This is a genomic window from Quyinboa mangrovi (assembly GCF_042219825.1).
In the GTDB taxonomy this organism is placed as follows: Bacteria; Bacteroidota; Bacteroidia; order Bacteroidales; family UBA5342; genus JBHJHP01.
Genome location: NZ_JBHJHQ010000005.1, coordinates 340,798 through 356,784, shown reverse-complemented (window position 1 = coordinate 356,784; position 15,987 = coordinate 340,798). Strand labels below are relative to the sequence as shown.

12 protein-coding genes are annotated in these 15,987 nt (G+C 37.8%); 6 read left to right on the top strand and 6 right to left on the bottom strand.

All coding sequences use genetic code 11. From position 1 onward, the window contains the following. Window positions 1–18 precede the first annotated feature (18 nt). Together lysS and ACE1ET_RS12720 are read left to right on the top strand one after the other, a co-directional pair. Window positions 19–1,755, top strand: a complete 1,737-nt coding sequence (gene lysS / locus ACE1ET_RS12725) for a lysine--tRNA ligase (protein ID WP_375728790.1) — start codon at window positions 19–21, stop codon at window positions 1,753–1,755. A gap of 1 nt (window position 1,756) precedes the next feature. Next, entirely contained in the window at window positions 1,757–2,755 is a 999-nt protein-coding gene (locus ACE1ET_RS12720) for an NAD(P)H-dependent glycerol-3-phosphate dehydrogenase (protein WP_375728789.1), read from the top strand. A gap of 94 nt (window positions 2,756–2,849) precedes the next feature. Here ACE1ET_RS12720 and pgi read toward each other — a convergent pair whose 3' ends face one another. Both pgi and ACE1ET_RS12710 read right to left on the bottom strand, forming a co-directional pair. Further along, entirely contained in the window at window positions 2,850–4,499 is a 1,650-nt protein-coding gene (pgi, locus tag ACE1ET_RS12715) for a glucose-6-phosphate isomerase (RefSeq protein ID WP_375728788.1), read from the bottom strand. A 206-nt stretch (window positions 4,500–4,705) separates the two neighbouring features. Next, a complete protein-coding gene (locus ACE1ET_RS12710; RefSeq protein ID WP_375728787.1) occupies window positions 4,706–5,065 on the bottom strand; it encodes a hypothetical protein in 360 nt (119 codons plus the stop codon). Between the two features lie 188 nt (window positions 5,066–5,253). Between ACE1ET_RS12710 and ACE1ET_RS12705 the strand changes: the two genes are divergently transcribed. Both ACE1ET_RS12705 and ACE1ET_RS12700 read left to right on the top strand, forming a co-directional pair. Beyond that, window positions 5,254–5,988: a LytR/AlgR family response regulator transcription factor gene (locus ACE1ET_RS12705; RefSeq protein WP_375728786.1), complete on the top strand. Its 735-nt coding sequence runs from the start codon at window positions 5,254–5,256 to the stop codon at window positions 5,986–5,988. 10 nt (window positions 5,989–5,998) lie between these two features. Next, window positions 5,999–8,113, top strand: coding sequence for a sensor histidine kinase (locus ACE1ET_RS12700; RefSeq protein WP_375728785.1), 2,115 nt, complete (start codon window positions 5,999–6,001; stop codon window positions 8,111–8,113). Between the two features lie 228 nt (window positions 8,114–8,341). Here ACE1ET_RS12700 and ACE1ET_RS12695 read toward each other — a convergent pair whose 3' ends face one another. Then, window positions 8,342–9,712, bottom strand: coding sequence for a T9SS type B sorting domain-containing protein (locus tag ACE1ET_RS12695; protein ID WP_375728784.1), 1,371 nt, complete (start codon window positions 9,710–9,712; stop codon window positions 8,342–8,344). Between the two features lie 192 nt (window positions 9,713–9,904). Here ACE1ET_RS12695 and ACE1ET_RS12690 point away from each other — a divergent pair, with 192 nt between their 5' ends. Further along, window positions 9,905–11,983 carry a putative porin gene (locus tag ACE1ET_RS12690; protein WP_375728783.1) on the top strand — a complete coding sequence of 693 codons (2,079 nt, stop codon included), beginning with the start codon at window positions 9,905–9,907 and terminating at the stop codon, window positions 11,981–11,983. A gap of 91 nt (window positions 11,984–12,074) precedes the next feature. On the opposite strand, the gene gldB is transcribed toward ACE1ET_RS12690, so the two are convergent. Continuing rightward, on the bottom strand, window positions 12,075–13,082 hold the full coding sequence (gldB, locus tag ACE1ET_RS12685) for a gliding motility lipoprotein GldB (protein WP_375728782.1): 1,008 nt from the start codon (window positions 13,080–13,082) through the stop codon (window positions 12,075–12,077). Window positions 13,083–13,317: 235 nt separating this feature from the next. Here gldB and gdhA point away from each other — a divergent pair, with 235 nt between their 5' ends. After that, window positions 13,318–14,655, top strand: coding sequence for an NADP-specific glutamate dehydrogenase (gene gdhA, locus ACE1ET_RS12680; protein ID WP_375728781.1), 1,338 nt, complete (start codon window positions 13,318–13,320; stop codon window positions 14,653–14,655). Window positions 14,656–14,684: 29 nt separating this feature from the next. Here gdhA and ACE1ET_RS12675 read toward each other — a convergent pair whose 3' ends face one another. Together ACE1ET_RS12675 and ACE1ET_RS12670 are read right to left on the bottom strand one after the other, a co-directional pair. Further along, window positions 14,685–15,347 carry a DUF3267 domain-containing protein gene (locus tag ACE1ET_RS12675; protein ID WP_375728780.1) on the bottom strand — a complete coding sequence of 221 codons (663 nt, stop codon included), beginning with the start codon at window positions 15,345–15,347 and terminating at the stop codon, window positions 14,685–14,687. Then, complete coding sequence (locus ACE1ET_RS12670) at window positions 15,344–15,736, bottom strand: hypothetical protein (protein ID WP_375728779.1); 393 nt, start codon at window positions 15,734–15,736, stop codon at window positions 15,344–15,346. Before ACE1ET_RS12670 ends, ACE1ET_RS12675 begins: the two co-directional genes overlap by 4 nt. Between the last annotated feature and the right edge of the window lie 251 nt (window positions 15,737–15,987).

Below are 15,987 nucleotides of genomic sequence, written 5' to 3'. Positions count from 1 at the left end.
TTAAAAAGGGAATTGAATATGTCAAATAATCTTCAAACAGAACTAAGCGAACAGGAATTAATCAGAAGAAACAGCCTTGATGAATTAAGAAGTCTGGGCATTAATCCTTATCCGGCGGAAAAATTCGAAGTAAGCCATTACTCCGCGCAGATTAAGGAAAGTTTTAAGGATGACGAAGATTTTGGTAAGGTTACCCTGGCCGGTCGTATTATGAGCCGCCGTATTATGGGGAAAGCGTCTTTTGCCGAATTGCAGGATGCTGAAGGTCGTATTCAAATGTATATTTCCAGAGATGATATTTGTCCCGATGAAGATAAAACCTTATACAATACGGTATTCAAAAAGTTGCTGGATATTGGTGACTTTGTAGGTGTTACAGGTCATGTATTCAGGACCCAGGTTGGTGAGATTTCTATTCATGTGGAATCGCTGACCGTTTTGGCAAAGTCGCTGAAACCTTTGCCAATAGTAAAAACAAAAGAGGGAAAAGTTTACGATGCATTTTCTGATCCTGAAATGCGTTACCGTCAGCGCTATGTTGATCTGGTTGTAAATCCCGGTGTGAAGGATACTTTTGTTAAACGTACAAAACTGATCAACTCCATTCGTGATCTGTTTAACAGTAAAGGATATCTTGAAGTTGAAACGCCGGTGTTACAGCCAATTCCGGGTGGTGCTGCTGCCCGTCCGTTTGTAACACATCACAATGCCTTGAATATTCCATTGTATATGCGTATTGCCAACGAGCTTTACCTGAAACGATTAATTGTTGGCGGCTTTGATGGCGTATATGAATTCTCCAGGAATTTTCGTAACGAGGGGATGGACAGAACCCATAATCCGGAGTTTACAGCTATGGAAATCTATGTAGCATATAAAGATTACAACTGGATGATGGACCTGACCGAAGAGCTGGTTGAAAAAGTTGCATTGGATCTTCATGGTTCAACCAAATTAAAGGTTGGCGATAAAGAAATTGATTTCAAACGTCCTTATAAACGCATCACAATGCTTGATGCCATTAAAGAACATACAGGAATAGACATCTCAGGAATGAATGAGGATCAGCTTCGCGAGGTTTGTAAAAAAATTGACGTGGAGGTGGACGAAACTATGGGTAAAGGGAAGATCATTGATGAAATATTCGGTGATAAATGTGAAGGAAGTTACATTCAGCCTACGTTTATCATTGATTATCCGGTTGAGATGTCACCCTTGTGTAAAAAGCATCGTAGCAATCCTGAACTTACTGAACGTTTTGAATTAATGGTGAATGGTAAGGAACTGGCTAATGCGTATTCAGAATTAAATGATCCGATTGACCAGCGTGAACGGTTCGAAGAACAGTTGAAGCTCTTGGAAAAAGGTGACGATGAGGCGATGTTTATTGATCAGGATTTTCTGCGGGCACTGGAATATGGTATGCCACCAACGTCCGGAATGGGAATCGGTATCGACCGTTTGGTGATGTTGATGACCAATCAGCAGGCTATTCAGGAAGTGTTGTTTTTCCCGCAAATGAAACCTGAAAAACGTTCTGTGCCGGATAGCGATGAAAAATTTATTGAAGTTGGAATTGCACCGGAATGGGTGGATGTGGTTCGTAATTTAGGTTATAAAAAGGTAATACAACTTAAAGAGGTAAAGGCATCTAAATTTTTTAACGACCTTTGCGGATATAACAAAAAGAATAAACTGGGCTTAAAAAATCCATCGATAGATGAGGTAAATTCATGGTTTGCCTCATTTGAATAACATGGAAAAATCGGGTGTAAAAATAGGGATTATAGGAGGAGGTAGCTGGGCTACTGCTATTGCCAAAATGTTGCTTGAAAATGTTGAGCGCATTAACTGGTATATGCGGGATAAGGACAACCTGCAACGCTTTAAAGTACTGCAGCATAATCCGTCTTATCTTACTATGGTTCGCTTTGATACCGATCGGCTTTTTTTGAATTGCGATATCAACAAAGTCATTGAAAAGTCTGATATTCTTATTCTGGCCATTCCTTCGCCTTACCTTAAACCTGCACTCAAAAAGATTAAGGTTTCTATAAAGGACAAAATTGTTTTTTCGGCCATTAAAGGAATTGTTCCTGATGAAAATATGATTATCGGGGAATACATCAATCAGGAATTTCAGGTTCCCATCGAAAATATTGGTGTCATAACCGGGCCTTGCCATGCTGAAGAGGTAGCCATGGAGCGGTTATCTTACCTTACGCTGGCTTGCCAGAACCGTGAGACAGCACGAATGATGGCACAGATGCTTGGTAGCCATTACATTAAAGCTAATATTTCCGATGATATTTATGGAACGGAATACGCATCTGTACTGAAAAACGTATTTGCTATAGCAGCCGGTATTTGCCACGGATTGAATTATGGTGATAATTTCCTTGCCGTGCTGATCTCAAATGCTATTCAGGAGATTAAACGGTTTGTGGACACGGTTCACCCTATATCCCGTGATATAAAAGATTCGGCATATCTCGGCGATTTACTGGTGACCTGTTATTCGCAGTTCAGCCGGAACAGGTCGTTCGGAAACATGATAGGGAAGGGATATTCGGTAAAAAATGCCATATTGGAAATGCACATGGTGGCAGAAGGCTATTACGGTGTGAAATGTATTAAAGAGATTAACGAAAAGTACAAAGTTTCGATGCCCATAACTGATGCTGTATATAACATTGTTTATGAACGCATTTCACCGGCCATTGAGATCAAATTATTGCATGAGAATTTACGGTAAGTGACACATTAAGAAAAAACAGTATGTTTTATCTATATAATAAACAGAGGCGATCTTTTCAGACCGCCTCTCTCTTTTTATTGTGTGTAATCTCTTAACGCATCAATTTATAAGCATTAATCAATCCGTTGGTTGAACCATCATGAGCTGTCACTTCATCTTCTCCTGAGAGTTCTGGTAGAATCTGATTTGCCAGTTGCTTACCTAATTCAACGCCCCACTGATCGAAACTGAATATGTTCCAGATGATACCCTGAACAAAAATCTTGTGTTCGTACATGGCAATCAAAGAACCCAGAGTGCGTGGCGTAAGCTGTTTAAACAAAATAGAATTTGTTGGTTTATTTCCTTCAAATACTTTAAATGGCAGCAAGTCTGCAATTTCTTTCTCAGATTTGCCCGCAGACCTTAACTCGGCTTCAACCTGTTGAGGCGTTTTACCTACCATTAAAGCTTCTGTTTGCGCAAAGAAGTTTGCCAAAAGTTTTGGATGGTGGTCACTCAGTGGATTGTGGCTGATGGCAGGAGCCATAAAATCGCAAGGAATTAATTTTGTTCCCTGATGAATAAGCTGGTAAAAGGCATGCTGGCCATTGGTTCCCGGTTCCCCCCAGATAATTGGTCCGGTTTGATATGTAACTTTTTCCCCGGAACGATCTACATACTTTCCGTTACTTTCCATATTTCCCTGCTGGAAATACGCTGAGAAACGATGCATGTACTGATCGTATGGCAAAATCGCTTCGGTTTCTGCTCCGTAGAAGTTATTGTACCAAAGTCCTATTAATGCCAGTGTTACAGGGATGTTCCTGTTGAAATCTGTAGATTTAAAATGCTTATCCATGGCATGGGCACCTTCCAGCAATTCAATGTAATTGTCGAATCCAATGGCGCAGGCGATGGATAGACCGATAGCTGACCATAGCGAGTAACGGCCTCCAACCCAGTTCCAGAACCGGAACATGTTTTTGGTGTCGATACCGAATGCAGAAACAGCTTCAGCATTGGTAGAAAGCGCAACAAAATGTTTAGCAACAGCCTTTTCATCTTTCGCTGATTTCAGGAACCATGATTTTGCCGAATGAGCATTGGTCATTGTTTCCTGAGTGGTAAATGTTTTTGAAGCCACAATAAACAATGTTGTTTCAGGGTTGACCTTTTTCAAAGTCTCTGCAATGTGTGTTCCGTCAACATTTGATACAAAATGCAGGTTCAGATTTTCCTTCTTATATGGTTTTAATGCTTCTGTAACCATCAAGGGTCCGAGATCGGAACCGCCGATTCCAATATTTACAATGTCGGTAATAGCTTTACCACTGAACCCCTTCCATGTTCCGGAAATTATGCTTTCAGAAAAAGCTTTCATTTGATCCAGTACTTTGTTAATTTCAGGCATTACATCCTTGCCGTCAACCAAAATCGGCGTATTGCTGCGATTTCTTAATGCTACATGCAATACAGCACGGCCTTCTGTCTGATTTATTTTTTCGCCGGAAAACTCACTTTCTATGGCTGATTGCAATCCGCATTCATTGGCCAGTTGAACCAAAAGTTCCAAAACTTTGTCGTCAACTATGTTTTTTGAGTAATCGACTAATATATCTTCGAATTTCAGAGTGTATTTTTTAAAGCGATTTTCATCGTTTGCAAAAAGATCCTTCATTTGGGTCCCTTTAAATTTAGCAAAATACGCCTCTAATTCTTTCCAGGCTTTTGTGCTGGTTGGATTGCTGATTGGTAACATAATATTTATCGTTTTTATTATTTTTTATCGAACCGACAATAACAGGTTGCCCGTCATTATTTCGTGTGCACAAAGATATAACAGATTATTAAAAGTTGTGTGTTTTGGCTGTTTCAATAGAGAAAAGTAAAATTTCTTAACAGGGTTTAAGAAATTAGGTATTTGCTAAAAGTTTTATTTAGGATAAAGCCCTTAATAGTATGTGTTTAATTACAATCACCATCCAGTATTTCAGTTATCCTGATTTTGGTTTTTGGTAAACTGTCCAAGGTGCACAGGCCTGCAGTTGTGAAGCGGGAGACCTGTATATAATTCAGATTCAGTGTATCTCCTTTATGAAAATCTGTTGGAAGATTTTCTGCCAAAGCACAGTTCGAATAAGTAATTCCGGGTGATTCAAAAATATTTATCCAAGCTTCACCAAATGGTTCATTTTCACCGATAAACTGCAATACCGACCCGGCGCAGGTTGTTGCCATTACTCTTGCCGTAGGACATGTTTTTTCGGTTTTCTTTTCACAACTCACTAATGCTATCAATGCCAAAACAAAGATGATTTGCTTCATAATAAAAAATTGAAAGTATGTATTTTCAACCTTAAAGTTACAATATTATGTGGGGTGCAAAAAATGAATATAGCCGCACTTTTATATTTTGAGTTAATATGTTGTAAAACATTAGGTTGAATGGCTACATCATTCTGAAAATTGTCAGGATACTGCTATCTTTATATTGATTCAAAATAACCGGTATTATGATAAATGAAGATGATCAAACAAAAATTCGTGCCCTGCTGGTTGATGATGAATATGAAGCCAATGAATTGCTTAAAACCTTAATCAATAATACAGGTATTGCCGAAGTATGTGGTGTATTGACTGATCCCATGGATCTGGACCGTCAGATTCAGTTGCTAAAGCCGGATATCTTGTTTCTTGATATTGAGATGCCGGGCATTTCAGGGATTGAGGTGCTTAAGAAAATCCGTTCTGTAAATATGGAACTTCAGGTGGTTTATGTAACCGCTTTTGATGAATATATGCTTGATGCGCTAAGGCTAAATGCATTCGACTATTTGTTGAAACCTGTCGATCGCAAGGAACTGTATGATACGTTAAACAGAATAAAACCTCTGATTACAAAAAGAGATGAAGAGAATAAGTTTTTTTACGGAAAAATTAAAATTCCAACAAATTCGGGAATTGAATTGCTCGATCCTTCTCAGATAATTTATTTGCAGGCAGAGGGCACTTATACTCATGTTATATTAAAAGATAATGAGGTAATCTTTTCCAGTTTTAATCTTGGCAGAATAAAAAATGATCATTTGCCTGCAAACGGATTTTTACAGATCAGCAGAAGCTGCGTGGTTAATGTTTCATATCTTAAGCGTGTAGAACGGCATAACCTGGAAATAATTCTTCAGGGCGATAGTGGAGAAGATATCAATTTGAAGTACTCACGTAACTATTTACAAAACCTGTTGTAATATTTTAGCAGTGATCAGGTTTACAACCATTATAAAACATCCGTTATTCATTACATCAATTGTTGTATTGGTACTTATATGGCTTTTGCCATTTCCTTTTACACAGTATAAATTAGAAACAACATTCAAGGTTTTGAATAATGAAAGTGTCAGTCGTGTTTATTATGATCTGGACGAGGACGGTGTCTCTGAATTTTTCCGGTTCAGATCATCTGCACTTACCGGAAATGGTACCCAAATGTTCGTGTCAAAAGCTAACGGTAACATTATTTACCAAACGCAGTACGAAGAAAAGTATGGTGATGTAGCGAGTATAGATGAGTTTTACTTTGAAGATCTTTTTGATACCGGATATATAACAACGGCATTTTTTACCCGTAGCATCGATTCTGTTTATCTGTTTGTTTTTTCCATTTATGACAGTACGCATAACGTATATGGTTACCCTGTAAAACAAAATACCAGTGGTGAGCACGGACCTTCAAAAATCAGATGGTTGGGATTCAGAAAGAATGAGAAGCAGGAAGTGTTGTTATACTTTTGGGGTGACGACAGCGAAAGTCTGGGATCAAGTGAAATTATGTGTTTTAATGTGAGCACCAGACAAATGAACCGTTTTCGTTTTGACTCCATGAATCCTCAGGTAGAAGTAACAGCAAATGATCAGCATGAGTTTTCTATTGTTATTAACACAGTTTCAAATCGTCATATTCGCGAGGCTTTTGCCTGGGACTATGGCGAAATGGAATGCCGTTATATGGTTCTTGATAAGGATTTTAACTTTTTATTTGATCCTGTTATACTGGCGGAATCATATGGATATGCTGATTTAGTGGTTATGGATGATGCCGATTCAGGTTCCAAAGATGTATACTTATTCCTGTGGGATTTAAGCATTGATTCAAATAACAGGAAGCTGGTAAAGATGAGCCTCACCGGAAATGTTGTTTTTGAAGCAGATCTGAATGTTGATCAGATAATAACGGATCTTTTGCTTATTCAGGATAAGGAGGACGAGTTATATATTAAGACCGAGGGGCGGCAGTACTGGCTGGTAGATAAATCAAACGGAAGTTTAAGTCAGACCCTTTTTGCACAGGTTAATCTTGACGGATACGATTATATAACATCTGTTCAATTGGATAATAAGCCCGACAAAGAACATGTGCTTTTTAATAATATCTCGAATGAGCTGATTGTTTACCGAAAAGGATTTAAGAATCCGGCATCGATAGAAATACTGGATGAAGATTTTTATTTTGATCAGTTTTCGGTTAGAAAAGGTAGCATATATTCCATAATTATTCCCGGAGAAATTTATATTAATCGTTTGACCTACAGAAGTACTGTATGGGTATGGCTTAAATACCCTTACTGGCTCATGGTTTTCCTGTTGTTAAATCTGATTGTGTGGTTGAGAAGCCAGTTAACCCGTAAAAGAGAACTGGAACTGAAAGCCATTGAAAGTAAGATTACCGATTTGCAACTAAAAAACTTTCGTAATCAACTTGATCCGCATTTTACATTCAATGCCTTGAATGTTATTGGATCAGTTATATATAAGGAAGATAAGGATGTGGCATACGATTACTTTACGCGATTTTCCAGGTTGATGCGTTTCAGTTTGATAGACAGTACCAATATTACCCGTGAGCTGGATGCGGAAATACAATTTACCATGGATTACCTGGAATTTCAGAAATACCGGTTTAAGGATAAATTTGATTTTAAGGTAATTACCGGTTCCGGAGTTGAACGGAAAATGCAGGTTCCCAAGATGCTGATACAGGGCTATGCCGAGAATTCGGTTCGGCATGGATTTTATCAGATTGATTACCCGGGGCTGATAGAAATTAATATTAAAAAAACACCTGAAGCAACGGTAATCTTAATAAAGGATAACGGAATTGGAAGAAAAAAGGCCGCAGAACTTCATACGAGTAAGGGAAGCGGTATTGGTATGAATGTGATGCAGGAACAGATTAATCTTTTTAATAAGTATAACGTTCGCCATATTGTAATTTCGGTTACTGATCCAGAAGTGGATGGCAAGTCTAAAGGAACGATCGTAAAAGTGTCTATCCCACACCAATTCAGCTTTGTAATAGCAAAACCCACCAAATAAAGATCGTATTATTTTAATTCATTAAATGAGAACCTGTCTTCAATAAACAGATTTAAATGTTTACGGCTGATTAAAAAAAATATGTGATATTTGTTACAGTTAATAAAGGTTAAATTAGGTTATACAATACGCCTAGACCACCTTAGAAAGTAAGTTCGTCCCGGAAAGATTCGTTCAGTTTCAAGAACCCTTCAGAGATTCCAAGTCCTGAAGGGTTTTTAACTTTTATTATTTGGAGTCTTTTGAGCGAATAATGTTCAGGTCACGTTTTATTTTCCATTTTTCACCATCGGTACCGGTTGCTGTAATTACATAGTAGTAAACACCCGGTGAAACATACCTCCCGTTATAACGTCCATCCCAACCAAGTTCAGGATCAGTCCATGTAAAAACCCGGCGTCCCCAACGGTTATAAATTGCGCCACGAAATGTTTCCGGTTTCAGGGATTTATACACCACTTTAAACTGACCAGCCTCTTCACTGGCACCAAAACCAATGATCATAATGTTGGCGGCATCAAGGTACGATGAAACAATACGCACTTCTTCTCTATCACTTGCGTGGCAATAGTCGTTACTTACAGTGACCCGGACAAGATAGTCCGCTTCTTCGTTATCATTTACGTCATTTCGGAACTCATATCGGAACGAGTCGAGTGCAAACGTTATTTTCTGTGAATCGGCTTCACTCATGGCAAGAATTTCCCAATCGTAAAATTCAACCTTTGAATTAGCTCCCTTTGTTGAGAAGTCAACATTTAAAGGTGCGCTTCCTTTGATATCACCAGTAACAACTTTTTCGAACTCGTTATTATTATCCCTTTCTATAATATTGGCGACAATGCTTTCAAGTTTTACTGCAACCGGAATATATAAGGTGTCATTTTCAACTTCAGTATTAAATGAAGTAATACCTTCGAATAGTGATTCTGCAAGCGTTGCCTTTATACGTGTATCTTCGTATGGTATATTAGGCGCAAATAAATTGATTTTAAATTCTTTACTGTCAAACGTAAGTGATGGAACCGAACTCCAGTTTATGCTTTGATATCGAGTGAGCCGGACGATTTTATTCTGTATCGGATCACCAACCAGAATAGTGTCTGAGCTTGTGAAAGCTTCCACTTTAATTAATGAGCAACTGTCTGCACCATCCTTTGATTTATCATAAACCACAACAGAATCTACGCTCGGTGTATGTTCTTCAAAATCAATAACCCATATTTGTTTTGTTATGGAATTGCCTGTAGGTCCTATCTCTACCTGGTAACCTCCGGGTTCGGTTATGGGCAAAGAGGCTGTCTTTTGGTTCGAAACAATAGAAGAGGGTATTAATGAAGGAGTTGTTACAGTACCATCCTGAATCGTAAACCTGCTCCATGAAAAGTCTGTGGTGTCTGAATTGGTGTATTGCAGGATTACATTGTTGAGGTTTTGAACAACAAATATTGTATCCAGTCCTGAGGCACTTATATTATCACCTGAATTAAGAAGAGTTCCGGTGTTCAGACTAAACTGTGCAAATACTGAAGTAGATAATAAACAGAGTGTTATTAATACCGGTTTTGTCAGATTCATTATGTTGAATTGTTTACGCATAAAACGCAAATTTAGTCCTTTTATTTTTACATCAAATTACCAGTGTAAATTATCAGAGTAATATTGCATTATCATCGTTGAATTGCCAGCAGATTAAATTTAGACAGGGGCAATAATAAGTTTTTTGTTAAAGTTTTTAAAGTAAGTGTGTCACAATAAATGACAAGTGTTAATTTAATTATATTTGTGCCCATGAATTTAAGAGCCTTAATATTAGTTGGTTTATTCTTTTACAGTATTTCCGTTTTACATGCGCAGGAACTTGTAAAACCAGGGAGTGATGAACAAAAAGAAACAACATATGTCGGGCCTAAAAAACTGGAAGTAAAGGAAAAAGAGTCCCAAAGGGCAGAAATATTTTCATGGAGGATTGATCCGAACAACCTGGATACATTCCATGTTGCCTTTGATACTGCCATGAATGATTTTTTTGTTTATTACCCCACATACCGTACAAGTATTGCAAATGCTCATCTGGGAAATCTTGGCAGTCCATATCAGTCAATGATTTATTTTGATCGTCCGGTGGATCTTCCGTTTCTTTTTATGGATGTATACCGCGATTATATGAAAATGCCTGAAGATTACAGGTTTTATAATACCAAGACACCTTATACCAGCCTAAATTACTGGACAGGTGGTTCAAAGCTCCAGGCAGAGGAGCAGGTAAAGATTATACACTCCCGGAATATTCATAGGGACATTAATATCACAGGGTACGGAAATTATATTTACGGTAGGGGATTTTACGACCGGATGTCTACCAAACACCTGAATTTTTCTTTGTCAACATCCATATTGAAACCAAGGTATGTCCTTTATTTCATTGGAGGTATAAATAACCTGCAGAATTTCGAAAACGGTGGATTTACGGATGACCGGTATATCACAGATCCTGTTGCGGTAACGGGTGGTGGACCAAATCAAAGAGATTATGCGACGTTCGCTGTAAACCTGAATAATTCAAGATCGCAATTAAAAAACCGTTTTCTTTATCTGAACCATGAATACAGGATCGGGTACCAGAAGGATGTTGAACTTGAGGATACAATAGTTAAGGAATTTGTGGCTGTTAATACTGTCGGGCATACATTTAAATACTCGGAGTATTCCAAAAATTATATTGAAGGTTCTCCATTACCAACAAACGGTTTTTATCAGAATAATTTTATAAACAGTGCAAGTACTTTGGATAGTACGTATCGCAGGGTTATGGAAAATAAAATTAAGCTTAATTTTGAAGAAGGTTTAAATAAATATATGCCGTTTGGATTTGGTGCCTACATTAAAAATGAACTGATCCATCAGGAAAATAATTCATGGTCGTTCATGCCGGATTCCGTATTTAACTACGGATATTCACAGGCTAAGTCTATTTATAGCACAATGGTTGCTGATTCTTCAAAATTTGAATACATGCGGCATTCCAACGATACCACTTATGCTAATACTTCATTTGGAGGTCAGATATTCAGAAGAAAAGGGAAGAACTTCTTTTTTGAAGCAGGTGCCGAAATATATTTTCTGGGGTATCGGCAGGGAGACTACAGAGTTAAAGGTGAACTGACGAAGTGGTTTGCAGTTTTGGATTCAGCCTCATTAACCCTGAATGCTGATTTTTCTAAAACAACACCCGATTATTTTCTTAATCATTACGCATCAAATCATTTTTGGTGGAATAATAACTTTAAGGATGTGTTCGAACAACGTCTGGAAGGTGAACTTAAAATTCCTTCCTGGCATGCAGGAGCAAAGGTTAAGCTCAATACAATTGTAAATTATATTTATTATGATACTGCTTCGTTGCCGCGTCAATATACTTCTGGATTGCCAATAGTTGAGGCGACACTTTACAAAGATCTTACCATTGGAAAATTTCATTGGGACAATATTGCAACCTATCAGATAACAGGAAATTCGGACGTGTTACCATTGCCGGATTTGGCTGTCAGATCTAATATTTATTATAAAAATACTTATGCTAATGTGCTAAGGTTTCAGATCGGGTTGGATAATTATTATCATACATCTTACTATGTCCCGGCTTATATGCCTGCGACGGGAAGATTTTACAACCAGCATGAGTTGTTAATTGGTAATTTCCCTATGACTCATTTGTATGCGAATTTTCAGATAAAGCGGATGCGTTTCTTTCTTATGTATTACAATGTATTAAAAGATGTGATTCCACCACGGTATTTTTCTGCCCTTCATTATGGGTACAATCCCCGTTTTTTGAAAATAGGAGTCTCCTGGAATTTTTACGATTAGTATGGTAAATCCAAATTGGGAATACACTGTTATATTTTCCCCTGATTGCAAACTCTTAAGATAAGTTTGTATTCGTCATTTCTAATTAATTTTACGGTTTATATCCGGATTTTCCAAGGATATCTGCTCCATCGTTAATATCCAAAAGTTGTTTCAGTGTTACTTCCTTGTTGTTTTTCATGAAAGCGGATACAATTTTATACCCGATATAGGAGCCAGCTCTGGGGGATGATTCATTTCCGAAGAATTGAGTAAATGGTGCAGGATCGGTATATTTATTTATAACTAAAGGCTCTTTACTGAACAGATGTTTATATTCGATGATGTAACTCCACATTGCTTTTTCATTTGTTTCGCACCATTTCAGTTGTGGTTCGGAATAACTCAGTATTCTGTTTTGGGGTTCGTCTGGTAGAAGCTGCTCTAAAACAAACATTATCTTACCTTCGTAGATCATTTTATTCAATAGCGTCTGTTGTTCTGCCCGATATGGAAACTCACTTTTCAGCCAGCCCCATAATGCATCGGTTGGTATCTTTTCGGGATACATATTGATCCTGACATATTCATACAGTGATAACCATTGATAAAAAGGGTGATTAACGCCCAGATAATCTTCAAGGCTTATGGCAAGAATATCTTTTGCTACCACAACAGATTCATTGAATCCTGAAATCATATAATATATATCGGGTATGGCTCTTTCAGGGAAAAAATAATTGTAACGTTTGAATCCGTTTCGGATGATGAGGTCCTGCTTTTGAGTGGAACTGAATTTATGTTCTACAGTATCATAAACCTGATAGTATACTGTGTCGGTAAGATATCGATTTAGGTACTTTTCAAAATTCTTACCTGTAGGAACACCTGTTTTAATAATTTGGGAAGAGTATAAATTAAAGAATCGAGGATATTTGTTCTGGAAAGTATCAACTTTTGCAGCAGTTGCAGTTGTATCTTCTTTTCCCAATTCCTTATCAAAACGGATGAATTGAATATTTATATCAATATCGTCGGTTTTAACGGTAAATCTGTTGCTTTTTTTGCACCCAAAAAAAACTGTAAAAACCAGAATGAAAGTAAAAACAGGGTATTTCATATTCTTCAGAATTTTTGTTGAACGAAAAAACAAAATCTATCTCTTTAACCCAAAAAAATCCTTTAAATTGTTTAAGTATCAGGCAAAAATTAAAATTGATAAAAATCATACCTATATTTATACCTAATTAAGAAATTGCACGCATTTAAAACTTTAGTATCGAGACTATGAACCAGATTCAGATCAGATATTTTGTAATGATCTGATGATATGAGAACAAAAAATTAAATGGCAGATGAAAGAAAAAATGACTGCTTTTTTAGAAGATGTAAAAGCAAAAAATCCTGGTGAAGATGAATTTCTGCAGGCAGTAGAAGAAGTAGTGGAATCGGTTTGGGGTTACTACGAATCGCACCCAAGGTACCAGAAAGCAAAAATTCTGGAGCGCATCGTTGAACCTGAACGGGTTATCATGTTTCGTGTTCCCTGGATAGACGATAGTGGTGAAATACGTATCAACAGAGGGTACCGGGTTGAATTTAACAGCGCCCTTGGACCTTACAAAGGTGGTCTGCGTTTCCATACCAGTGTAACTTTAAGCGGGTTGAAATTTCTTGGATTCGAGCAGACATTTAAAAACAGCCTGACAACCTTGCCAATGGGCGGAGGTAAAGGCGGTTCTGATTTCAATCCCAAAGGAAAATCGGATAATGAAATTATGCGTTTTTGTCAGGCTTTTATGTCCGAACTCTACCGCCATATTGGTCCTCATACTGATGTGCCTGCCGGTGATATTGGTGTTGGTGGTCGCGAAATTGGTTATCTTTTCGGAATGTATAAAAAGCTGAAGAATGAATTTACAGGCGTGTTGACAGGAAAAGGAGTGGAGTTTGGCGGTAGTCTGATCCGGCCGGAAGCAACCGGTTTTGGCGCAGTATATTTTGTGAAGGAAATGCTTGAGGATGTAAATCAAACACTTGCAGGTAAAACAATTGCCATCTCAGGATTTGGTAATGTGGCCTGGGGTGCAGTACTCAAAGCAACTGAATTGGGTGCTAAGGTGGTTACAATATCGGGTCCTGACGGATATATTTATGATCCGGATGGTGTGACTGGCGAAAAAATTGATTATATGCTCGAACTTCGTGCTACCAATATGGATGTGGTTGAACCTTATGCAGAGCGTTATGGCGTAAAGTTTTATGAAGGTGAAAGGCCGTGGCGTGAGAAAGTGGATATTGCAATTCCATGTGCTATACAGAATGAGATGGACCACAAAGACGTGCAAATGCTTATAGATAATGGTTGTCTGTTAATAGCTGAGGCATCAAATATGGGACTGACAGCAGAAGCTGCAGAGCTTGCAACAGGGAATATTATGTTTGCTCCCGGAAAAGCTGTAAATGCAGGCGGTGTTGCCGTTTCTGGACTTGAAATGAGCCAGAATAGTATGCGGTTAAACTGGCCTGTAGAAGAAGTGGACGGACGTTTACAGATCATCATGCACAACATTCACCAAACCTGTATTCGTTATGGCAAGGAGCCAAGTGGTAAAATTAATTATGTTAAAGGAGCGAATATCGGAGGGTTTGTAAAGGTTGCGGATGCAATGCTCGCACAGGGTGTTATTTAAAACTGAGATATGATTTATGAAAGCTGGTATTATTCTATATCAGCTTTTTTTATGTAAAAACGTGCCAGTTTTTTCCTGCTGTCATCATAGGTATACATTTCAGATTTTTTCTGTCTCAAAAAGAAACTTATCATTGCAAAATCTCCGGCACAGAACAAGGCGTGCGCTAACAATACCACCAGAAAAAACAAAGAAAGCGGGGAATGCCAGAAGATTATAGTTAGCGGCACGCAAACCAGGTGAACCAGAATAAAAGGAGTAATTGCCACTAGAATAAGCTCTTTTCGGTTGACAACCTGCATGTGCGCATGTACATAAAAAATAAACTTTTTAATATCGGCCCCAAACTTTAACTGTTTTTTACCAAGCACAGAATACGCCAAAGCATGCATCAGTTCGTGAATTACAACCAAAACACTAAAAGAGAAAAGCAACGCGGTTAATATCCAGTAGAAGTTTTGTATGTGGTAAGCCTCATTGATTAGCGCATTGTAAATATGAAATGCCACCAGTATAATAAGTGTTGCAAGTGCAATGGTCTGGTACAGCACATAAAAGTTAATTAGTTTATCCCTTTTAGAGATTATTTTTAAAATAAATGGTTTTATTTCATGGAACCTGAGTTCTTTAATTAAGGTGTATTCAACTCCTAAGTCTAATTGTGATACGGTTGGGTTTGATTTCATCTTCATCCAAACCTGCGTTCACTGATGATCAAAAGTGCTTCATCCCGTACAGGAATGGGTAATTCTATATTACGGAGTTGCAGACTCTTTAGCCATCCCGAAACATCCTTTTCCTTTAGAGTATAAAGGATATCTTCAAATTCTGTGATATCCCCGTTGGAGTAATCATGAACATCTTTACCTGCAAAACGATCCAGCTCTTCATCTTCAAAATACACGGGTTTGTTGGTGTGGTTCATAAGCGATTCAGCTTCGCATACTTCATGTGCGCCGCAACAATCCGCGTCAGGAAGCAGAGTCGGTTCTTCCTCCGATTCATCCTTTTTAGAGCGAAAAAGAACCCCGATAAGGATCAGGACCACAAAAACTGCTAATGCTGATAATATAAATACCATTTTCTTTTCCGAATATCTTAATTTGTGTTTTATAAAAAAACAACGCTGCAAAATTACAAAAGTTGCTGTAAGATTGGATCATTTAAAACGTCTGTATTATAGTAATTATGGTATGGTGTAACGAAAGCCTTTTTCTTAAAGAGATTATTGTGAAATTAAAGTCTGTTTAAAAGGGTTTAAAATTGTAAAATATTTTTTGAATGATTGCGTTATAACTGAAATTACTCTAACTGTCATTACTCACCAGAAAA